Origin of the sequence: Bacillus sp. CH_70 (assembly GCF_038007045.1) — a bacterium.
GTDB classification, from domain to species: domain Bacteria; phylum Bacillota; class Bacilli; order Bacillales; family Bacillaceae_G; genus Bacillus_A; species Bacillus_A cereus.
The window spans coordinates 3,510,834-3,532,591 of sequence record NZ_JBBOWL010000001.1 but is presented as its reverse complement, the minus strand read 5'-3'; the positions used below and the strand labels follow the sequence as shown (position 1 = coordinate 3,532,591).

Here is a 21,758-nt window from a genome sequence, read left to right as displayed (position 1 = left end):
GTAATCAAAGAAGAGGTGAATAAAATGTTAACTCCTGAACGTCATCAAATGATATTGCAACTTGTAAAAGAACAGAAAGTTGTAAAATTACAGCAATTAGTTGAAAGAACAGAAAGCTCTGAGTCGACAATTCGCCGTGATTTAGCACAATTGGAAAAGCAAAGGTTATTAAAAAGAGTTCATGGTGGTGCCGCTGTTTTAACAGGAAAAGGGCAAGAACCAACGATGGTTGAAAAATCATCCAAAAACATTCAAATAAAACAACAAATTGCTAATTATGCGGCTAGCGTTGTTGAACAAGGTGATTGTATTTATTTAGATGCAGGGAGTACAACATTTGAAATGATTCCATTTTTAATCAATAAAGATGTTACTGTCGTTACGAATGGACTTATGCATATTGAAGCTTTAGTTGAAAATAATATTCGTGCGTATTTACTAGGCGGAATGATGAAGAGTAGGACGAAAGCTTTAATCGGTGCTATGGCACAGGAAAGTATGCAGAAGTATCGCTTTGATAAATGTTTTTTAGGTGCAAATGGTGTACATGAACAGCTTGGCTTTACAACGCCAGATCCAGAAGAAGCGCTCCTAAAACAAATGGCACTAACATTAGCAAACGAAGGATATTTCTTAATTGATGAAAGTAAGTTTTCAGAAGTTGCGTTTGCGAAAATTGCAAATGTTGAAGATGCAAATATTATTACAAACCATTTAGAAATTGATTTAGAAAAATATAAAAAACAAACCAATGTAATTGAGGCTGATAAACAATGATCTATACAGTTACTTTAAACCCATCTATTGATTATGTAGTGCAAGTTCCTTCTTTTGATTTAGGAACAATAAATCGAGCGGAGAAAGATATGAAGTTTCCTGGAGGAAAAGGAATTAATGTTTCTCGTGTTCTTCAGCGTTTAGGTGTTAAAAATATAGCACTTGGATTTACTGGTGGATTTACTGGTCAATTTATTAAAGAGGTATTACAGACGGAAGGTGTAACAACAAACTTCGTCCAAGTAGATGAAGATACTCGCATTAATGTGAAAATAAAAGGGAAAGAAGAAACAGAATTAAATGGCCAAGGTCCTATTGTAACAAAAGAGCAGTTCGAACAGTTAATGAAAAAAATTGAGAGTATGCAACCTGGAGATTGTGTTGTACTCGCTGGGAGTGTACCGATCTCTATTCCAAGTACTTTTTACGAATCAATTGCTGCGTTTGGAGCTGAAAAAGGTATTCGTGTAGTAGTAGATGCAAGTGGAAGTGCACTGCAACATGTAATTAAAAATAAGCCATTTTTAATTAAGCCAAACCACCATGAACTTGGTGAGTTGTTTGGAGTGGAGCTTTCAACAGTAGAAGACATTTTACCTTATGGAAGAAAATTAATTGAACAAGGTGTAAAACACGTTATCGTATCGATGGCTGGAGAGGGAGCTTTATTATTTACGGCAGAAGGTATATATGAAGCGACTGTTCCAAAAGGTGTTGTAATTAATTCAGTTGGGGCCGGAGATTCTCTTGTTGCAGGGTTTGTAGGCAAATATGAACAGACAAAAGATATTGAAAAGGCATTTCAATACGGCGTTGCAACAGGGAGTGCAACAGCATTTTCAGCTGATTTATGTAAGAAGGAAAAAGTAGAAGAATTATTGTCGCAAGTAATTGTAGCTAAGCGATAGGGGGAAGCAACATATGAAAATTACAGAACTATTAAAAAGGGATACAGTCATTATGGATTTGACAGCTTCAAATAAAGAAGCTGTCATAGATGAATTAGTTGAGAAATTAAACGGGGCAAATCGTTTAAATAGTAAAACGGAATTTAAAGAAGCTATTTTAAAGCGGGAGTCCCAAAGTACGACTGGAATAGGGGAAGGTATTGCAATACCTCATGCGAAGACAAAGGCTGTTAAACAACCATCGATTTGTTTTGGTAGAAGTGTAAGCGGTATCAATTATGAGTCGCTTGATGGACAACCAGCACACTTATTCTTTATGATTGCTGCAAGTGAAGGAGCGAATAATACTCATTTAGAAACATTGTCTCGTTTATCGACATTATTAATGGATGAAGGGTTTCGCAAGCAACTATTAGAAGCGAAGGATGAAAGTGAGCTTCTTCAACTATTTGATGAAAAAGAGAATGAAAAAGAAGAAGAGATTGAAGTCGCAAAACCAGAAGGAAATGAACCGTACGTACTTGCTGTTACAGCTTGCCCAACTGGAATCGCTCACACATATATGGCGGCGGATAGCTTAAAAGCAAAAGCGGCAGAGTTAGGAATAGCGATTAAAGTTGAAACGAACGGATCAACAGGTATCAAAAACGGTTTAACGAAAGAGGATATTGAACGTGCAACAGCTATTATTGTTGCGGCAGATAAACAAGTAGAAATGAATCGTTTTGCTGGTAAACATGTCATTCAAGTGCCAGTTGCTGATGGGATTAGAAAAACGGAAAATCTGCTTAAACGAGCTGTCAAACAAGATGCACCAATCTTTAAAGGTGTAAAAGAGGATGGGAAAACAGAAAGTATTGAGAGAGAAAAAGGATTAGGAATTTATAAGCATTTAATGAGCGGTGTAAGTAATATGCTTCCATTCGTTGTTGGTGGCGGGATTTTAATAGCGCTAGCATTTTCGTTTGGTGGTATAAAGGCGGAAGGTCCTTTAGCTGAATTGTTCATGTCAATTGGTGGAGGAAAAACAGGTGCATTTTTATTCCTTGTACCAATTTTAGCTGGATTTATTGCAAGCTCTATTGCTGATCGTCCTGGTTTTATGCCTGGTGTTGTAGGTGGATTTTTAGCGGCGAATGCGAATGCTGGATTTTTAGGTGGATTAATTGCTGGTTTCTTAGCTGGATATGTTGTTTTAGGGTTAAAAAGATTATTTTCAGGACTACCAGTACAATTAGAAGGAATTAAACCTGTTTTGTTATATCCAGTCTTTGGATTATTGATTACAGGAGTTGTAATGCAAAAAGTAGTAATTCCGCCTGTAGTAGCATTAAATGAAATGTTGACAGGGTGGTTAAATGGTTTAAATGGTACGAATGCTATATTACTAGGTCTTATTTTAGGTGGTATGATGGCGATTGATATGGGTGGTCCAATTAATAAAGCGGCATTTACGTTTGGTATTGCTGCAATAGAAGCACAGAATTTTGGAGTGCACTCAGCAGTTATGGCTGGTGGTATGGTACCGCCACTTGCGATTGCATTCGCAACTACATTCTTTAAATCAAAGTTTACAGAAGCGGAACGTAAATCTGGTTTAACAAATTATATTATGGGAGCATCGTTCATTACAGAAGGTGCGATTCCGTTTGCAGCTGCAGATCCGGTTCGAGTAATCGTAAGTTGTGTTGTTGGTTCAAGTATTGCAGGTGCGTTATCTATGTTATTCCAAATTACATTACCGGCACCGCATGGTGGATTATTTGTAATAGCGTTAGTAAATAAACCGTTACTATATATTTTCTCTATATTAATTGGAACAATTATCTCGGCTATTATGCTAGGTGTTTGGAAAAAGAAAGTTCAATAACAAATAAAAAGAGAGTAGCTTTTAGTAGCTGCTCTCTTTTTATTACAAAAAAATAAGTTAACAATGGAATATTGATGTTTTTTGGTAAAAGATGTAACGAATTGTGAATTTTTTGTAACAAAAAAGTAACACTGTAATTTTTTCTGGAAAAAAGTTCTTGTGCTCGTATATGAAAAATATATGAAAACCACTGGAGATTGTATGAGAAATACATTTTATTAATATGGAAATTTATGTTACAACTCGTTAATTGTATATTACGAATGATTTGTAATTGTGTGATTTCTAAAAATTCTAAAAATCTGTTGCTATAATGAAAATACGAAAACAAAGCAAATGGAGGCTATTCATGAAAAAATTATTAAGTATAGCAACAGCAGCAGTTTTTGGTCTTGGGATTTTTGCGGGTTCTGCTAAAGCGGAAACAATTGTAACAACAGACGTATTAAATGTTAGAGAAAACCCAAATGTAGAGTCAAAGCTTGTAGGTAAAGTGTTAAGTGGGAATACACTAGATGTTATAAATACAGAAAATGGATGGACGAAAATTAAGTTAAACGGTAAGGAAGCGTTTGTAAGTGCTGATTTTACAAAGAGCACATATTATGTAACGGCGGGCGTATTAAATGTTCGTGCTGGAGCGAATACTGATTCTGAAATTTTAGGTAAACTTAATAAAAATGATGTGATTGAAACGACGAATCAAGTTCAAAATGAATGGTTACAATTCGACTACAATGGAAAAGTCGGATATGTTCACGTGCCATTTTTAACAGGAACGGCACCTGTAATTGAAAAGAAAGAGGTTGTAGCTCAAGAAGAAGCGCCGGTTAAAAATAATACAGCAGTTAAGAATAAAGAGTCTGTTAAGAGTAACGATTCTATTAAGAATGTAGAATCAAGTAAACCTGTGGTAAAAGAAAAGCCGGCTGCAAAACCAGTTGCGAAATCTACTGAAACAAGTGCGCCTACTGGTGGTCGTGAAATTACAGTAGAAGCGACGGCATATACAGCAGATCCGAGTGAGAATGGTTCGTATGGTGGTCGTGTATTAACTGCAATGGGGCATGATTTAACAGCAAATCCAAATATGAAAGTAATTGCTGTTGATCCGAAAGTAATTCCGCTTGGATCAAAAGTATGGGTAGAAGGATATGGAGAAGCGATTGCTGGAGACACTGGTGGTGCGATTAAAGGAAATCGTATTGATGTATTAGTCGGTTCGGATGGTAGTGCTAATAGCTGGGGGCGCAAATCTGTAAAAGTGAAAGTTATACAATAGGTTATCCATATTAATATAAAAAGCGGTTGCTTGAAATTATGTAAGCAGCCGCTTTTTATGGATTATTGAAAGGGATAAATAGTTTTACCTGTAATAATTTTATATGCACTGCAAAATTGTGTTTGTATATATTCTGTATTTTTATTTTCTGGATGTGATGTTGTTTCATGGAGAGTAGAATGAAAAGCCCGTAGTAAACAATTTAGGGCGAAGTATAATTCCTCTTGTGAACAATTTTGTTCTTTTGTAGAAGTAGCTAAAATGAGGTCTTTTGTCAAAGATGAAAAATTGATGGTGGATTGTTTCATAGTTAACTCATCCTCTCGAAACTATTTTTATCATGTATATGCAGAATTGGACAAACTATGTTCTTTTTTATATGTAATTTCATGTACCGAAATGAAAGAACTTGCAATCATGCCGTTAAAATTGGTAAGATTGGGTATAATCAATAGATGGAGTATATTACATAAAGAGAGTTGAATGCTATGGGAGAAGTGCAACGTGAAAAAGTTGCTGTCATCATTGGACCAACAGCTGTTGGAAAGACGAAGTTAAGTATCGATCTTGCCAAAGCGTTGAACGGTGAAATTATTAGTGGTGATTCCATGCAAATCTATCGAACGATGGATATTGGAACTGCAAAGGTAACACAAGCAGAGATGGACGGAATTCCACATTATATGGTCGATATAAAAAATCCGGAAGATTCATTTTCTGTCGCGGAATTTCAAGAACGTGTTCGCAAACATATTCGAGAAATTACAGAACGTGGTAAATTACCAATTATAGTTGGTGGGACCGGTCTTTATATACAATCTGTTTTATTCGATTATCAGTTTACAGATGATGCTGGTGATGTGATATACCGAGAGCAAATGGAAAAGTTAGCTTTAGAACGCGGTGTGGAATATGTACATAAAAAATTGCAAGAAGTAGATCCGGAAAGTGCGGAGCGTATTCATGCAAATAATGTACGACGTGTCATTCGGGCGTTAGAAATTTTCCACACGACGGGTGAAAAAATGAGTGACCAAATTGAGAAACAAGAAAAAGAGTTACTCTATGATGTTTCATTAATTGGCTTGACAATGGATCGAGAAATGCTATACGATCGCATTAACTTACGAGTGGATTTGATGATGGAACAAGGCCTATTAGAGGAAGTAGAAGGTCTGTATAATAGAGGGATACGAGATTGTCAATCTATTCAAGCGATTGGATATAAAGAAATCTATGATTATTTTGAGAATCGAGCCCCTTTAGAAGATGCGGTATCACAATTAAAGACGAATTCGCGTCGTTATGCAAAGCGTCAATTAACGTGGTTCCGTAATAAAATGGATGTCACGTGGTTTGATGTTACAGACGGTGAAAAAACGTCAGAAATTTTACGATACATAGAAGGAAAGTTACAAGTAAAGTCGAATAATAGTAAGTAGAGAAAAAGAGGAGGATTCGACATGAAGCAATCAATCAATATTCAAGATCAGTTTTTAAATCAACTCCGTAAAGAAAATACGTTTGTTACGCTGTACTTATTAAATGGTTTCCAGCTTCGTGGACTAATTAAAGGATTTGATAATTTTACAGTCCTGCTGGAAACAGAAGGTAAGCAACAGCTTATTTATAAACATGCAATTTCTACATTTGTACCACAAAAAAATGTTTCAATTGAATTAGAATAGTAATGAATTATTGTACATAACAAAAAAGAGCGAGTTTCCTCGCTCTTTTTTTATTTGTCATAAACAATATATGATGAAATTTAAGCGATTCTAAATACAGTAAGGCGGATGTTAGTATTTCCTGTCGCAGGGATCGTAATCTCATTAAGAGTAGATTGAACAGAAATTCTTGCACCAGCTGCTAATGTTTCGATTGTAGTAAATGAAAGTGAGTCGCCTATTAAATTTGAAGAGAAATTATCAGTTGCGACTGCTCCATTAATTGAAATTCCTACTCCGAGTGGAGCGCATCCTGGCGCAGTTGTAGAAATGGATACGCTAATTACATAAATACCACCGTTAATAACAGTAACTGTATCTGTGCCGTTGAAGATAATATTGTTTACGTTAATTGCAGTACTAAAAATAAAGTTATTAAATTGCAGTACTGTTTGCTGAATATTGTTTGTTACAACAATTGTTGCTATAGGGAAGCTAGGTCCAGTTGGCCCAGTAGGTCCGGTAGGTCCACCAGAAGGTCCAGTAGGTCCAGTAACTCCTATACCAGTAGCGCCGGTAGCACCCGTTGGTCCTTGAATGCCTTGAGGTCCGGTAGCGCCTGTGTTACCTTGAACACCTTGAGGTCCAGTAGCGCCAGTAGCACCCGTGTTACCTTGAGGTCCGGTAGCACCAGTAGCACCTGTGTTACCTTGAACACCTTGAGGTCCAGTAGCGCCAGTAGCACCGGTAGCACCAGTAGCACCCGTGTTACCTTGAACGCCTTGAGGTCCAGTAGCACCAGTAGCACCCGTGTTACCTTGAACGCCTTGAGGTCCAGTAGCACCAGTAGCACCCGTGTTACCTTGAGGTCCAGTAGCGCCGGTAGCACCAGTAGCACCTGTGTTACCTTGAACGCCTTGAGGTCCAGTAGCGCCGGTAGCACCAGTAGCACCTGTGTTACCTTGAACGCCTTGAGGTCCAGTAGCGCCTGTGTTACCTTGAGCACCCTGAGGTCCAGTAGCGCCAGTAGCACCTGTGTTGCCTTGAACACCTTGAGGTCCAGTGGCACCGGTAGCACCTGTGTTACCTTGAACACCTTGAGGTCCAGTGGCACCCGTGTTACCTTGAGCACCTTGAGGTCCAGTAGCGCCGGTAGCACCAGTAGCACCTGTGTTACCTTGAACACCTTGAGGTCCAGTAGCGCCGGTAGCACCAGTAGCACCTGTGTTACCTTGAGCACCCTGAGGTCCAGTAGCGCCGGTAGCACCTGTGTTACCTTGAACGCCTTGAGGTCCAGTGGCACCAGTAGCACCTGTGTTACCTTGAGCACCTTGAGGTCCAGTAGCGCCGGTAGCACCAGTAGCACCTGTGTTACCTTGAACACCCTGAGGTCCAGTAGCGCCGGTAGCACCAGTAGCACCTGTGTTACCTTGAACACCTTGAGGTCCAGTAGCACCGGTAGCACCTGTGTTACCTTGAACACCTTGAGGTCCAGTAGCGCCGGTAGCACCAGTAGCACCTGTGTTACCTTGAGCACCCTGAGGTCCAGTAGCACCTGTGTTGCCTTGAACACCTTGAGGTCCAGTGGCACCGGTAGCGCCTGTGTTACCTTGAACACCTTGAGGTCCAGTAGCGCCGGTAGCACCGGTAGCGCCTGTGTTACCTTGAACACCTTGAGGTCCAGTAGCGCCGGTAGCACCAGTAGCACCTGTGTTACCTTGAACACCCTGAGGTCCAGTAGCGCCGGTAGCACCTGTGTTACCTTGAACACCCTGAGGTCCAGTAGCGCCGGTAGCACCAGTAGCACCTGTGTTACCTTGAAGGCCTTGAGGTCCAGTAGCACCAGTAGCACCTGTGTTACCTTGAACACCTTGAGGTCCAGTAGCGCCGGTAGCACCAGTAGCGCCAGTAGCACCAGTAGCACCTGTGTTACCTTGAGCACCCTGAGGTCCAGTAGCGCCGGTAGCACCAGTAGCACCTGTGTTGCCTTGAACACCTTGAGGTCCAGTGGCACCGGTAGCACCTGTGTTACCTTGAAGGCCTTGAGGTCCAGTAGCGCCGGTAGCACCAGTAGCACCTGTGTTACCTTGAAGGCCTTGAGGTCCAGTAGCGCCGGTAGCACCTGTGTTACCTTGAGCACCCTGAGGTCCAGTAGCACCCGTGTTACCTTGAACACCTTGAGGTCCAGTAGCACCCGTGTTACCTTGAGCACCCTGAGGTCCAGTAGCACCTGTGTTACCTTGAACACCTTGAGGTCCAGTAGCACCCGTGTTACCTTGAACACCCTGAGGTCCAGTGGCACCGGTAGCACCAGTAGCACCTGTGTTACCTTGAGCACCCTGAGGTCCAGTAGCACCAGTAGCACCTGTGTTACCTTGAGGTCCAGTAGGTCCAGGAGGCCCGCCAGAAGGTCCGGTAGGTCCGGTAACTCCTATACCGGTAGCGCCGGTAGCACCTGTGTTACCTTGAACACCTTGAGGTCCAGTAGCACCAGTAGCGCCGGTAGCACCCGTGTTACCTTGAACACCCTGAGGTCCAGTAGCACCTGTGTTACCTTGAGGCCCCTGAGGTCCAGTAGCGCCAGTAGCACCAGCAGGTCCTTGAGCGCCTGTATTGCCGGTAGCGCCTGTGTTACCTTGAGGCCCCTGAGGTCCAGTAGCGCCAGTAGCACCAGCAGGTCCTTGAGCGCCTGTATTGCCGGTAGCGCCCGTGTTACCTTGAGGTCCCTGAGGTCCAGTAGCGCCCGTAGCGCCAGTAGCACCAGCAGGTCCTTGAGCGCCTGTATTGCCGGTAGCGCCTGTGTTACCTTGAGGTCCTTGAGGTCCTTGAGGTCCAGTGGCACCAGTGTTACCTCGAGGTCCGGTAGCACCAGTAGCGCCTGCTGGTCCAGTAGGTCCGGTAGGTCCTTGAATGAACGAAGCAGAATTAACTAGAGCAGTTTGTAATGCTGCTATTAATTTAAGAAGCTCTTGAAGTGTGCAAGGGTCAATTCGGAATAATTTTGTAATGTATAGTAAATAGTTAATGAGATTTTGAAGCTCAATAAATACAGCGCTTGCTACAAAGGTTGGATTTCTTAATATAGTTATTAAGTTTTTAATAATAGCTAACCCTTGTGCTTTCAGGGAGGAAGTAGCGTCTAGTGAACAAATAAATTTACTTAGTAGGTTCAATGTATCGATTAGATCTTCAATATTTTGGGGAGATGGATTTGCAAAAAGTGTTGGGATTATTTTTGTTAAATCAATAATAATCGCACGAAATGTTCTAAGTTGAGCTTTAGTAATTGGGATTGATGGAGTATTTGGGATTCGTCCAGCGCTACTTGGAAAGCATGGTTTGGAGAATTTGTTTTGATTGTCGTTATAACGAGACATTAAATCTCTCCTTTCTCACGAAAATGTGAACGAAACTCATCATAGTAGATGCAGAAATTAGTTAAATGGTCATAGTAAAATCGTTTGTTTAAAGAAAAAATAGAAAAAACGCCTTACAATAAGGCGTTTTTTCTATTTTCTGCGTATTGATAATATCGCTTTAATGAAATTTTTGATTTGAATCCAGCGAGCTTTATAATTTCTGATTCAGGAGTTTCTTTTTTTATTAAGTTTAAAATATAGGTGTTACGAAAATGTTGTCCTGAAATTCCTTTACGTAAATTGGCTCTAGCCACTTCGAGGCGAATCATTTTTTGTATAGCAATTTCCGTTAATGCCTTTGGTGCATCATTTTCATATACCCACCTGTATGTTCCGCGGTTAAAATCAAATGCGACAAACAATGAATCATCACTATGATACTTAGGACGAACTGGTTCTGGGATACTTTTGTAATAATTATATAGTTGTTTTTTGTCTTCTTTTGCTAATGTAATTGTTCTTTCTACACCTGCGGTTGCTGGGATTGACAATGTGTTAGTTTCAAAGTGAACGTGATGCATTGTTAATGCTGTAAGTTCCTGTAAGGATAAACCGTAGTCGATCAATAGATTTAAAATAGCAATATTGCGATCCATTAATAAAGGGCGCACAGGAAGTTGTTTTTCTGAAAGTCCTTCTAATGAAGTGACTATATACTTTAATCTTTTTTCTTCATCAGGTGAAATGAAATCTTCGTTACGAAGTGTACGGTCTGGTTGAATAGATATTTCCATATTCTTCAATGGATTGGGAATGTTTAGAAAGTGATGCATTCTATTTAATACAGTAAATACACGATGCATCGTTTTTTCTGAGTAATGTCGATTCGTTTTTAAATCGGAAAAGTAATCTTCGTAGTCTTTTGTACAAAGTGTAGCCCATATATTACTGGAAGGGAGCTTTTTGTTTTTTTCTAACCAATGTCCGAAGTCTTCAACGTCATAAACATAACGTTTAATAGTTGAGGGTTTTCGGCCTTTATTCAATAAAAAAATAGAAAAGGCTTGTATTGTATCATGGAATTCCGTTGTCTCCATAGTCCCACCACCTTAATTATTTCTTATATTATAGCAAACTTTTCTGAAAATAGGCATTTACAAGGGGGACAGGAATAATAATATTTGGTGAGTGGATAAAGTGAAACTATAATCAGTGGGGATTTTGTTTATCCTCTGCGATTATTAGTTGAACCAATCGGGCATTTACGGGCGGTTATCTCCCGCTTAAATACCAAACGTTTGCTGAATGTCGAGGTGGGAGTCTTACTGCTCGAAAATAGCGGGATAAAATGAGGTGATTGTATGGAACAATCGATGCGAAAGAAAAACAACAATCAAATTAATATTGTGTTAAACCATCGAAAGAAAATTTCTTTGCCAGCCGCAGAAAATAAAACGGTAATTTCAAATGAAACTACAATTAAACATGAAATGCTGCAGAGAATTGAAGAAGAGATGGGGAAGCTTGTTGGGATGGATGATATAAAAAAGATAATAAAAGAAATATATGCTTGGATTTATGTGAATAAAAAAAGACAAGAGAAGGGATTGAAGTCTGAGAAGCAAGTGCTTCATATGCTGTTTAAAGGGAATCCGGGTACAGGGAAGACGACTGTTGCTAGAATGATAGGAAAATTGCTGTTTGAGATGAATATTCTATCGAAAGGCCACTTGGTTGAAGCTGAACGTGCTGATCTTGTAGGAGAGTACATCGGCCATACAGCTCAAAAAACAAGAGACTTAATAAAAAAAGCAATGGGAGGTATTTTGTTTATTGATGAGGCGTATTCTTTAGCTCGAGGAGGAGAGAAGGACTTTGGAAAAGAAGCAATTGATACGCTTGTAAAACATATGGAAGATAAACAACATGGTTTTGTATTGATTTTAGCTGGATATTCAAGAGAGATGAATCACTTTCTTTCATTAAATCCAGGGCTGCAATCTCGTTTTCCATTTATTATTGAATTTGCGGATTACTCGGTAAATCAGCTATTGGAAATTGGGAAGAGAATGTATGAAGATCGTGAATATCAGTTATCAAAAGAAGCTGAATGGAAATTTAGGGATCATTTACATGCGGTGAAGTATTCGTCGCAAATTACATCGTTTAGTAATGGGCGGTATGTACGGAATATTGTTGAAAAATCAATTCGTACACAGGCGATGCGGTTGTTGCAAGAAGATACGTATGATAAAAATGATTTAATTGGAATATCGAGTATGGATTTGATGCTCGAAGAGGAGACGCACAGTACATAAACTGTGCGTCTATTTTTGTGTATAAGTTCGTTTACTCTTTTTTTGCTTTTTCTTGGTGCGCTTTATGGAAGCGTTCCATTTTAGCGCTCTTTTCGTGTGCTGAATTAGGGTCGTGTCCAAATTGGTTTACTGAACTTTTTTGAGCTCCTTTATTAACGTGGTTTGTCATTTGTATTCACCTCACTTTAAAAATTAGTATAAACATTATATAAAGAAAAAATCGTTAGAAAAGAAAAACCTCTTTACGATATGTAAAGAGGTTAGATTGCTATTTATGCATTGAACGTTCTTTCGTTTCGATACGTCTGTGCGGTAAATGCCATTTGTAATGAATAGAAACCATGCGGAAGCAAACAATTAAAATGAATAAAATGTAAAGGGCCCAATCGCTAACAATAATTTGAGCGCCAATTAAGAAACCTGCTAAAATTGTCCAAAAGGCATATACTTCAGCTCGAAGAACGAGAGGTTTTCTGCGGGCTAAAAGGTCGCGAATGATACCGCCGCCGATACCAGTTAAAACAGCTGCCACGATTGTGGCGCTAATTGGTAAATTTAATTTTTGAGCATATAATGCTCCTTGTACAGCAAATGCTGATAAGCCGATAGCGTCAGTGATATTTTCCCACTTTTTCCAATGTCTAATTAACTTATTTGGAAAAAGAAAAATAATAGTCATTGATAAAAGTGCGATTTGGAATAACATGTCTTGTTGCCAAAACGCGACAATCGGATAACCGATTAATAAATTACGAAGGGCACCTCCCCCAAATGCGGTTGCCATTCCTAAAATATACACCCCGAAAATATCATAATCCTCTTCCATTGCAACAATGGCTCCGCTTAGTGCGAAAGCGATTGTGCCTATGATGCTAAAAATCTCCCATGCCATGAATTTTCTCCCCCGCTAACTAGATGAAATGTGCTTCCTCTGCTATTATATTAGAAGGTTTAAATTTCGAAAAGGATGAGTGAACATATTTGATGGAAGAAAAAGAAAAAGTCATATTAGTAGGCTGTCAATTGCCGCAAGATGATGATGAAAAATTTATGCATTCCATGAAAGAGCTTGCATCACTAGCTAAGACTGCGAGAGCGGAAGTGTTAGTTTCAACAACGCAAAAACGACCAAAGTTTCATCCGGCAACTTACATAGGTAAAGGGAAATTAGAAGAGCTTACAATGCTAACTGAAGAATTAGAGCCGGATGTTATTATATTTAATAATGAATTAACGCCGAGTCAAATTCGGAATTTATCCTCAGTATTAGATGCGAGAGTAATTGATCGAACGCAACTAATACTAGATATTTTTGCGCAACGTGCGAAGTCGAGGGAAGGTAAGCTTCAAGTGGAATTAGCTCAGTTGCAATATACAATGCCACGTCTTATGGGGCAAGGGTTGTCCTTATCACGTCTTGGTGGTGGTATTGGAACGAGAGGACCGGGTGAGACGAAACTTGAGACGGATCGTCGTCATATTCGATCGCGTATTGATGAAATAAAGAAACAACTTGCAGTTGTTGTGGAACACCGAAAAAGATATCGTGAGAGAAGAAAAGACAATAAAGTATTTCAAGTTTCATTAATAGGCTATACAAATGCAGGGAAATCGACACTGTTTAATAGATTAACGGAAGCTAATACGTTTGAAGAAAACCTTCTGTTTGCAACACTAGACCCAACGACGAGGAAGATGCCGTTACCTTCTGGTTATACAGTATTACTAACTGATACTGTTGGTTTTATACAAGATTTACCCACTTCATTAATTGCTGCTTTTCGTTCAACACTGGAAGAAGCGGGGGAAGCAGATGTTATTTTACATGTAGTTGATTCTGCGGATCCTAACTACATAGGGCATGAAAAAACAGTAAAACGATTATTATCAGAACTTGAAATTAATCATATTCCTATTATTACGTTATATAATAAAAAAGATGAATTACATCAAAACTTTATTCCGTTTCCGAAAAGTGATTTCTTAATGACTAGTGCTTTTGAAGAAAGTGATGTATTGCGTATAAAAGAAGCGATAGAAATGAAAATGAAGAAAGAAATGGATCGTTATCGAGTAGAAATCCCTCCGAGTGAAGGTAAGTTATTAACGCTTTTAAAGACGGAAACGCTATTAGCAAAGATGGAGTTTCTGGAAGATAAATTTGTATATGATTGTGCAGGGTATATTTTTACTCATTCATCGCTTAATGTGCAATTAAAGAGATTTTTAGTGGAAGAAGGAGAAAATAAAAATGTTTGATCGTTTGAAAAATGGAGAAAAAATTGCTCCAATCGTAAAAGAAGTAGAGAGTCAGATTACAGAAGTACATAAACGTGCGGATGAAGTAATTGAAAGTAATCAGTTTCGTGTATTAGAAAGTTTTCGTAAACATAAAATTAGTGACTCGCATTTTATCCCGACGACAGGTTATGGTTATGATGATATTGGCCGTGATACGTTAGAAAAAGTGTATGCTGATGTATTTGGGGCGGAAGCTGGACTTGTTCGTCCGCAAATTATTTCAGGTACTCACGCTATTTCTACAGCGTTATTCGGTATTTTACGTCCAGGAGATGAGTTATTGTACATTACTGGGAAACCGTATGATACGTTAGAGGAAATCGTTGGTGTGCGTGGGAAAGGTGTAGGTTCATTTAAAGAATATAATATTGGTTACAATGCAGTTCCGCTAACTGAAGGTGGGCTTGTTGATTTTGAAGCTGTTGCAGCAGCGATTCATAGTAATACGAAAATGATCGGTATTCAGCGCTCGAAAGGTTATGCTACTCGTCCATCGTTTACTATTTCTCAAATTAAAGAGATGATCGGGTTTGTTAAAGAAATTAAACCTGATGTTGTTGTGTTTGTAGATAATTGTTATGGGGAGTTTATTGAAGAGCAAGAGCCGTGTCATGTTGGTGCAGATTTAATGGCGGGTTCGCTTATTAAAAACCCAGGCGGGGGAATTGTAAAAACTGGTGGTTACATTGTCGGTAAAGAACAGTATGTTGAAGCGTGTGCATATCGTTTAACATCTCCGGGAATTGGTGCGGAAGCTGGAGCGTCTTTATACAGTCTGCAAGAAATGTATCAAGGGTTCTTCTTAGCGCCACATGTTGCAGGACAAGCGCTGAAAGGTGCAATTTTTACAGCTGCGTTTTTAGAAAAGTTAGGAATGAACACGTCACCAGCGTGGAATGCACCAAGAACAGACTTAATTCAATCTGTTCAATTTGATGATAAAGACCGTATGATTGCCTTCTGCCAAGCGATTCAATATGCATCTCCAATTAATTCGCATTTTACTCCGTATGCAAACTATATGCCAGGTTATGAAGATGATGTAATTATGGCGGCGGGAACATTTATTCAAGGTGCAAGTATTGAATTGTCTGCTGATGGTCCGATTAGACCACCGTATGTTGCATATGTGCAAGGTGGATTAACGTATTCGCATGTTAAAATTGCGATTTGTTCTGCGATTGATGAATTGATTGAAAAGAATTTATTAACAATTTCTTAAAGGGGAGCTGTCGATATCGGCAGCTTTTTTCGTATAAAAGTAACGATTTATGCGATTAGAAAAAAGAATGAAAAAATTTATAAAAAAATCATGTAAGAAAAGCTAACATCTATTGACACTAAACATAACATGTTATAAAATGAGAAGCAGTTAAGGCGAAGGAGGAACTGAAAAATGAAAGAAGATAGACGTTCTGCCCCGCTGTTTCCAATTGGTATTGTTATGGATTTAACACAATTGTCTGCACGTCAAATTCGCTACTATGAAGAGCATAATCTTGTTTCGCCAACCCGTACAAAGGGGAATCGTAGATTATTTTCATTTAACGATGTAGATAAGTTGTTAGAGATTAAAGATTTGTTAGATCAAGGCTTGAATATGGCTGGTATTAAGCAAGTGTTACTAATGAAAGAAAATCAAACAGAAGCAGTGAAAGTAAAAGAAGAAACGAAAGAAATTTCAAAAACTGAGCTTCGCAAAATACTTCGAGATGAACTACAACATACAGGTAGATTCAATCGAACTTCATTGCGACAAGGTGACATTTCAAGATTTTTTCACTAAAGATAACTGATTCTGAAGGCGATTAGAGGGACTAAGGAGGAATTTATAATGTCTAGATACACAAAAGAAGATATTTTCCGTTTGGCGAAAGAAGAGAATGTAAAGTATATCCGTTTACAATTTACGGACCTTTTAGGGGTAATTAAAAACGTAGAGATTCCAGTGAGACAATTAACGAAAGCTCTTGATAACAAAATGATGTTTGATGGATCTTCGATTGAAGGTTTCGTACGTATTGAAGAATCTGATATGTATTTATATCCTGATTTAGACACTTGGGTAATTTTCCCTTGGACAGCTGAAAAAGGTAAAGTAGCTCGACTAATCTGTGATATTTACAATGCAGATGGCACTCCATTTGATGGAGACCCACGTAACAACTTAAAACGTGTGTTAAAAGAAATGGAAGCTTTAGGATTTTCAGACTTCAATCTTGGACCAGAGCCAGAATTCTTCCTATTTAAGGTTGATGAAAAAGGAAATCCAACATTAGAATTAAACGATAACGGTGGATACTTCGACCTTGCGCCGATGGATCTAGGGGAAAACTGTCGTCGTGATATCGTTCTTGAACTTGAAGAAATGGGATTTGAAATTGAAGCATCTCACCATGAGGTTGCTCCAGGGCAGCATGAAATTGACTTTAAATATGCAAATGCAATTCGCTCATGTGATGACATTCAAACATTCAAACTTGTTGTAAAAACAATTGCTCGTAAACATGGTTTACACGCAACATTTATGCCGAAACCACTATACGGTGTGAACGGTTCAGGTATGCACTGTAACTTATCATTATTTAAAAATGGTGAGAACGTATTCTTTGATGCAAACGGTGACTTACAACTAAGTGATGATGCTCGTCACTTCATCGCAGGTATTTTAAAACATGCACCAGCATTTACAGCGATAGCAAATCCAACTGTAAACTCATATAAACGTCTAGTACCTGGATATGAAGCGCCTTGTTACGTAGCATGGTCTGCACAAAACCGTAGCCCGTTAGTACGTATCCCTGCATCTCGTGGTATTAGTACACGCGTAGAAGTACGTAGTGTTGACCCAGCTGCAAACCCATATTTAGTAATGGCTACATTATTAGCTGCAGGTCTTGATGGAATTAAAAACAAATTAACTCCACCAGCTGCAGTAGACCGTAACATCTATGTAATGACAAAAGAAGAGCGCGAAGAAGCAGGTATCGTTGACTTACCAGCAACATTAGCGCAAGCGTTAGTTACATTACAATCTAATGAAGTAGTATGCGGTGCACTAGGAGAACACTTACTTGAGCACTTCATCGAAGCGAAAGAGATTGAGTGGGATATCTTTAGAACGCAAGTTCACCAATGGGAACGCGATCAATATATGTCTCTATACTAAGAGGCTTGAACCCTTGATACAACTCGTATCAAGGGTTTTTTAATTCCCTATTATTACAATTTTATATGGTTGCAAAATGAAAAACAGCCACATAAAAGCCAATAATTAATAACAAGTAGTGATATCATAGAAAAACATTATCAGATAAATGTAAGTTTTATATAATTTGTGAAATGAAAAAGCCTTGATACTACGGTATCAGGGCTTTTTTAGTGAAGTTATTGGATATGTTAACTACTAGATAATGGATTGTTTTTGGTTATTTTGAATCATGTTACTAAGAAAATCTTTTCAAAAGAATTGATCTTATCTTTTTTAATCACTTGTGCTAAAACTTAATAATTCTTTACTGCCTTGTACAACGCGAGCGATGATTTTTATGTCCTCATCTGCAAGGCTATAAGTTTGTGGCTTGTGAATCAGATTATTACTCAATGATATTAACGTAATGATGCTCAGTTATAACACAGTCTTATTCAGAATTTCGTTAGTTCATTTTCTAAATTTAGGGAATAAATATAGCTTAGTACCTTGCAATAAATAATACTAAGTGGTATATTATGGATAAAACAGGTACCGTGTATTGAACAGTACTAAGATAGGAAAGGAGGATAACACTTGAACGTTCAGTTTAAAAAAGGTGTGCTTGAACTTTGTGTATTAGCACTTGTAAAACGTAAAGATAGTTACGGTTATGAACTTGTTCAGCAAATTTCTAATAAATTTTTAATATCGGAAGGGTCAGTATATCCTTTGTTACGTCGTTTGACGAAAGAAGGGTATTTTCAAACGTATTTAAAGGAATCTACAGAAGGGCCACCTCGTAAATATTATCAATTAACAGAGCAAGGGGAGACGCAATTTCATTTGTTAGTAACAGAATGGCGTGATTTTGCGAAAGGGGTACAAGAAATTATTGAAGGGGTGGAATGGGATGAGTAAAGAAGGGTTTCTTAAAGAATTATCAAGTTATCTTAGAAAGTTACCAGAGGAAGAGAGGCAAGATATTTTATTGGATTATGAAGAGCACTTTCAGTTTGGACTAGAAGAGGGGAAAACTGAATCAGAAATAATTCAGGGCCTTGGTTCTCCGAAAGTAATCGCAAAAGAGTTACTTGCGATGTATCGCTTCGATGAAATGAAAAAAAATCCATCGACTTCAAATGTGACAAGAGCTGTTATGGCAGCGATTGGACTTAGTTTGTTTAATTTTATTATTGTGTTAGGCCCGTTAGTCGCAATTGTTGCTTTTATATTTTCTTTTTGGATTGGTGGTATTGCTAGTGTAGTAACACCATTTTTCGTTATTGGAAAAGTATTTATGGGTACTTTTATATGGTTGGATCTTTTCGTTAGTATAACGTTTGTTGGAGTAGGTTTATTGTTGTGTATTATCGCTTTTTATAGTACAAAGTGGTTTAAGAGATTGTGTGTACGATATGTAATATGGAACTTCAAAATGATAAAAGGAGAGTAAATGATGAAAAAACTATTTTTAATCGCTATCGCTTGTATCATTATTGGAGTAATAGGAATTTCCCAAACATATGAAAAAGCAGTACAAACTGCTGAAAAAGGCGATAAAGAAGATGTAATTAAAAACGAAACATTAAAAAATATAGAAGTTAAGTTAGATGCCGGAGATATTGTTATCCAAAAATCTCCTGATTCTTCTTTTTATGTAAAGCAATCAGGAGATGTACGTAAACAAGAGATTCGTATTGCAGAAGATGGTGACACATTAAAAATTATTGGGGAAAGAGAAAAAGGTGCTTCATTTGATTTTTCTTTTTATGATTTTAGGTTTCAAACGTCTAAATTGACTCTCCTTGTGCCCGAACGCTCTTATCAAGATGTAAAAGTAAATTCATCTGCTGGACAAATCGAAATGAGTGATGTGAAAAGTGATAGCGTAAGTGTTAGAACACTTGCTGGAGAAGTAGAGTTGAAACAAGTAACGGCTAAGAATGTGGAGGGATCGACAAAAGCTGGTGAGGTGAACTTTAAGAAGGTATTAGGGAAAGTGACCGCAAAAACAACAAGTGGGGAAATAAATATTCAAGATCATGATTCCAAGTATAATCTAGAAGCAAGTTCAACTGCGGGAGATATAGATATTACTTTATCGGAAAAACCACAAGATGCGGTAATTACTGGGCAAAGTGCTGCCGGAGATGTAACAATTTTTAATGAAGAAAATAATAACGTAACAATTGGCAATGGTAGTAAAAAGATTAGCGGTAAAACGGCTGCGGGAGATGTGACGATTGAAACTCGTTAATAAGAAATAGAATGTATGGAAATCTATCAAAATACAAAAAAGAAGATAATTACCGTATATAAATAAGGTAATTATCTTCTTTTTATTATTTTTAATGTAAATCACGATATACGCCAATTACTTTCCCGATAACTGACACTTGTTTTAAAATGATAGGTTCTAATGAAGAGTTTTCTGGTTGTAGACGGAAATGGTCTTTTTCTTTATAGAAACGTTTAACAGTTGCTTCGTTATCTTCTGTTAAAGCGACTACAATTTCACCATTATATGCAGACTGTTGTTGGCGAACAACAACTAAATCTCCATCGAAAATACCAGCTTCAATCATACTATCTCCAGAAATACGTAACATGAACACTTGGTCTGCTCCAGCAACAATACTAGCTGGAAGTGGGAAATGTTCCTCTACGCTTTCGACCGCTGTAATTGGTAAACCGGCAGTAACTTTTCCGACAATTGGAACTTGAATAACAGATTGTGTTTCCGTATCCATTCGGTCTTCACCTAAAATTTCAATGGCACGTGGTTTTGTTGGATCGCGTCGAATGTATCCTTTTTCTTCTAATCGTGATAAATGTCCGTGCACTGTAGAACTAGAAGCGAGGCCGACTGCTTGACCAATTTCACGTACGGAAGGTGGATATCCTTTTTCTTGTACTTTTAGCTTAATAAAGTCGAGAATGTCTTGCTGGCGTTTCGTTAACTTTTCCATGTTTTCTAACACCTCGTTTTCTTTCATTTTTCTTATTAATAAGTATAACATGTGAAAAAACATTCTACAAACATAAGTTCGAACAAATGGCGGATTTATGTTACACTATAGGGAAATAATAGGGAGAAAGAGGGGTTCAAAATGAATGCAATTATTTATGCACGTGTGAGTACAACGAAAGAAGCGCAAGAAACATCATTATTACGTCAAAAAGATGAATTATTGCATTTAGCTGAGCGCTATCAAATGAATGTTACTAAGGTGATTGAAGAGCAGGCTAGTGGATATACAATTGAACGTGACGGTATATTAGAGGTGCTGGATACAATTCGAGACGAACAAATTGATGTGTTACTTATACAAGATGAAACGCGCCTTGGTAGAGGAAATGCGAAGATCGCATTAATGCATTGTTTACATAAAGAAGGCATAAAAGTATATACGCATACACATAATGGTGAATTACAATTGTCGGATTCTGATTCGATGGTATTAGATATTATTGGTATTGTTGAAGAATATCAAAGAAAGATTCATAATTTGAAAATTAAACGAGGTATGCAACGTGCAGTAGAAAAAGGTTATCGTCCAGAAAATAATTTAAAAAATCGTCATTTAAGTGTAGGAAGAGAGAAAAAAGAAGTGCCAATTGAGGAAATTGTACGTTTGCGAAAAAGTGAACTCACGTTTGAAGAAATTGCAGCAACATTACGTGGATTTGGTCATAATGTTTCAAAGGCGACTGTACATCGTAGATATGTAGAGTATACGAAGCAATTGCTTGATAAAGAAGAGTAACTATTGTATGATAATAATCAGTTTTGATTAGAAGGGGGATTCGAGATGATTAATCACGAACTCGTTGAACGCATTAACTTCTTAGCGAAAAAAGCAAAAGCTGAAGGTTTAACTGAAGAAGAGCAACGTGAGCGTCAATCGCTACGTGAACAATATTTAAAAGGATTTCGTCAAAATATGTTAAACGAACTTAAAGGAATTAAAGTTGTTAACGAAGAAGGTACAGATGTCACACCGACGAAATTAAAAGCTTTAAAAAAGCAAGATAATGCAAAATTAAATTAAAAGATGGGCGAAGCCCATCTTTTTTTATTTG

Annotated in this window: 22 protein-coding genes; 16 read left to right on the top strand and 6 right to left on the bottom strand. The window is 38.1% G+C overall.

Translation table 11 applies throughout. The annotated features are described in order from the left end of the window. Positions 1 to 24 precede the first annotated feature (24 nt). The 4 genes from N2V79_RS17825 to entD all read left to right on the top strand — a co-directional run bounded on the left by N2V79_RS17825 (position 25) and on the right by entD (position 4,837). The gene (locus N2V79_RS17825) at positions 25 to 777 is read left to right on the top strand and encodes a DeoR/GlpR family DNA-binding transcription regulator (RefSeq protein WP_000957288.1); all 753 of its coding nucleotides are present in this window, start codon (positions 25 to 27) and stop codon (positions 775 to 777) included. Beyond that, on the top strand, positions 774 to 1,685 hold the full coding sequence (pfkB, locus tag N2V79_RS17820; protein ID WP_197234697.1) for a 1-phosphofructokinase: 912 nt from the start codon (positions 774 to 776) through the stop codon (positions 1,683 to 1,685). Before N2V79_RS17825 ends, pfkB begins: the two co-directional genes overlap by 4 nt. A gap of 13 nt (positions 1,686 to 1,698) precedes the next feature. After that, positions 1,699 to 3,555 carry a PTS fructose transporter subunit IIABC gene (locus tag N2V79_RS17815; protein ID WP_327904692.1) on the top strand — a complete coding sequence of 619 codons (1,857 nt, stop codon included), beginning with the start codon at positions 1,699 to 1,701 and terminating at the stop codon, positions 3,553 to 3,555. Between the two features lie 349 nt (positions 3,556 to 3,904). Further along, entirely contained in the window at positions 3,905 to 4,837 is a 933-nt protein-coding gene (gene entD / locus N2V79_RS17810; RefSeq protein WP_023522798.1) for a cell wall-binding protein EntD, read from the top strand. A 62-nt stretch (positions 4,838 to 4,899) separates the two neighbouring features. Here the strand turns inward: entD and N2V79_RS17805 are convergent, their stop codons facing one another. Then, positions 4,900 to 5,145, bottom strand: coding sequence for a hypothetical protein (locus tag N2V79_RS17805; protein ID WP_000814431.1), 246 nt, complete (start codon positions 5,143 to 5,145; stop codon positions 4,900 to 4,902). A gap of 180 nt (positions 5,146 to 5,325) precedes the next feature. Here N2V79_RS17805 and miaA point away from each other — a divergent pair, with 180 nt between their 5' ends. Further along, the gene (gene miaA, locus N2V79_RS17800; protein WP_000504953.1) at positions 5,326 to 6,279 is read left to right on the top strand and encodes a tRNA (adenosine(37)-N6)-dimethylallyltransferase MiaA; all 954 of its coding nucleotides are present in this window, start codon (positions 5,326 to 5,328) and stop codon (positions 6,277 to 6,279) included. Positions 6,280 to 6,300: 21 nt separating this feature from the next. After that, complete coding sequence (hfq, locus tag N2V79_RS17795) at positions 6,301 to 6,525, top strand: RNA chaperone Hfq (protein ID WP_000813896.1); 225 nt, start codon at positions 6,301 to 6,303, stop codon at positions 6,523 to 6,525. A gap of 80 nt (positions 6,526 to 6,605) precedes the next feature. On the opposite strand, the gene N2V79_RS17790 is transcribed toward hfq, so the two are convergent. Continuing rightward, on the bottom strand, positions 6,606 to 9,881 hold the full coding sequence (locus tag N2V79_RS17790) for a Gly-Xaa-Xaa repeat protein (protein ID WP_340720121.1): 3,276 nt from the start codon (positions 9,879 to 9,881) through the stop codon (positions 6,606 to 6,608). Positions 9,882 to 9,994: 113 nt separating this feature from the next. After that, complete coding sequence (locus N2V79_RS17785) at positions 9,995 to 10,960, bottom strand: tyrosine-type recombinase/integrase (protein ID WP_000450330.1); 966 nt, start codon at positions 10,958 to 10,960, stop codon at positions 9,995 to 9,997. A gap of 264 nt (positions 10,961 to 11,224) precedes the next feature. On the opposite strand from N2V79_RS17785, the gene spoVK reads away from it, so the two are divergent. Further along, positions 11,225 to 12,181 carry a stage V sporulation protein K gene (spoVK, locus tag N2V79_RS17780; protein ID WP_000438177.1) on the top strand — a complete coding sequence of 319 codons (957 nt, stop codon included), beginning with the start codon at positions 11,225 to 11,227 and terminating at the stop codon, positions 12,179 to 12,181. A gap of 31 nt (positions 12,182 to 12,212) precedes the next feature. On the opposite strand, the gene N2V79_RS17775 is transcribed toward spoVK, so the two are convergent. Beyond that, the gene (locus tag N2V79_RS17775; protein WP_000181505.1) at positions 12,213 to 12,350 is read right to left on the bottom strand and encodes a hypothetical protein; all 138 of its coding nucleotides are present in this window, start codon (positions 12,348 to 12,350) and stop codon (positions 12,213 to 12,215) included. 99 nt (positions 12,351 to 12,449) lie between these two features. After that, positions 12,450 to 13,073, bottom strand: a complete 624-nt coding sequence (locus tag N2V79_RS17770; RefSeq protein ID WP_000312267.1) for a trimeric intracellular cation channel family protein — start codon at positions 13,071 to 13,073, stop codon at positions 12,450 to 12,452. Between the two features lie 92 nt (positions 13,074 to 13,165). Here N2V79_RS17770 and hflX point away from each other — a divergent pair, with 92 nt between their 5' ends. From hflX to N2V79_RS17735, 7 genes are all read left to right on the top strand, one after another. Next, entirely contained in the window at positions 13,166 to 14,440 is a 1,275-nt protein-coding gene (gene hflX, locus N2V79_RS17765; protein WP_053563798.1) for a GTPase HflX, read from the top strand. Beyond that, complete coding sequence (locus tag N2V79_RS17760; protein ID WP_078400351.1) at positions 14,433 to 15,704, top strand: methionine gamma-lyase family protein; 1,272 nt, start codon at positions 14,433 to 14,435, stop codon at positions 15,702 to 15,704. The genes hflX and N2V79_RS17760 overlap by 8 nt, the downstream gene beginning before the upstream one ends. A 174-nt stretch (positions 15,705 to 15,878) precedes the next feature. Beyond that, a complete protein-coding gene (gene glnR, locus N2V79_RS17755; RefSeq protein ID WP_000656783.1) occupies positions 15,879 to 16,268 on the top strand; it encodes a transcriptional repressor GlnR in 390 nt (129 codons plus the stop codon). Between the two features lie 48 nt (positions 16,269 to 16,316). Then, positions 16,317 to 17,651, top strand: a complete 1,335-nt coding sequence (glnA, locus tag N2V79_RS17750; protein ID WP_000092763.1) for a type I glutamate--ammonia ligase — start codon at positions 16,317 to 16,319, stop codon at positions 17,649 to 17,651. A 618-nt stretch (positions 17,652 to 18,269) separates the two neighbouring features. Continuing rightward, a complete protein-coding gene (locus tag N2V79_RS17745) occupies positions 18,270 to 18,593 on the top strand; it encodes a PadR family transcriptional regulator (protein WP_001102628.1) in 324 nt (107 codons plus the stop codon). Next, positions 18,586 to 19,128: a DUF1700 domain-containing protein gene (locus N2V79_RS17740; protein ID WP_000031386.1), complete on the top strand. Its 543-nt coding sequence runs from the start codon at positions 18,586 to 18,588 to the stop codon at positions 19,126 to 19,128. The genes N2V79_RS17745 and N2V79_RS17740 overlap by 8 nt, the downstream gene beginning before the upstream one ends. Further along, positions 19,129 to 19,932 (top strand): DUF4097 family beta strand repeat-containing protein, encoded by an 804-nt coding sequence (locus tag N2V79_RS17735; protein ID WP_001986547.1) that lies wholly within the window; start codon positions 19,129 to 19,131, stop codon positions 19,930 to 19,932. It begins immediately after the preceding gene. Positions 19,933 to 20,023: 91 nt separating this feature from the next. Here N2V79_RS17735 and lexA read toward each other — a convergent pair whose 3' ends face one another. After that, positions 20,024 to 20,644 (bottom strand): transcriptional repressor LexA, encoded by a 621-nt coding sequence (gene lexA, locus N2V79_RS17730; protein WP_000413738.1) that lies wholly within the window; start codon positions 20,642 to 20,644, stop codon positions 20,024 to 20,026. Positions 20,645 to 20,785: 141 nt separating this feature from the next. On the opposite strand from lexA, the gene N2V79_RS17725 reads away from it, so the two are divergent. Beyond that, the gene (locus tag N2V79_RS17725) at positions 20,786 to 21,442 is read left to right on the top strand and encodes a YneB family resolvase-like protein (RefSeq protein ID WP_000991471.1); all 657 of its coding nucleotides are present in this window, start codon (positions 20,786 to 20,788) and stop codon (positions 21,440 to 21,442) included. 45 nt (positions 21,443 to 21,487) lie between these two features. Continuing rightward, complete coding sequence (locus N2V79_RS17720) at positions 21,488 to 21,727, top strand: DUF896 domain-containing protein (RefSeq protein ID WP_000607015.1); 240 nt, start codon at positions 21,488 to 21,490, stop codon at positions 21,725 to 21,727. The last annotated feature ends 31 nt before the right edge of the window (positions 21,728 to 21,758 follow it).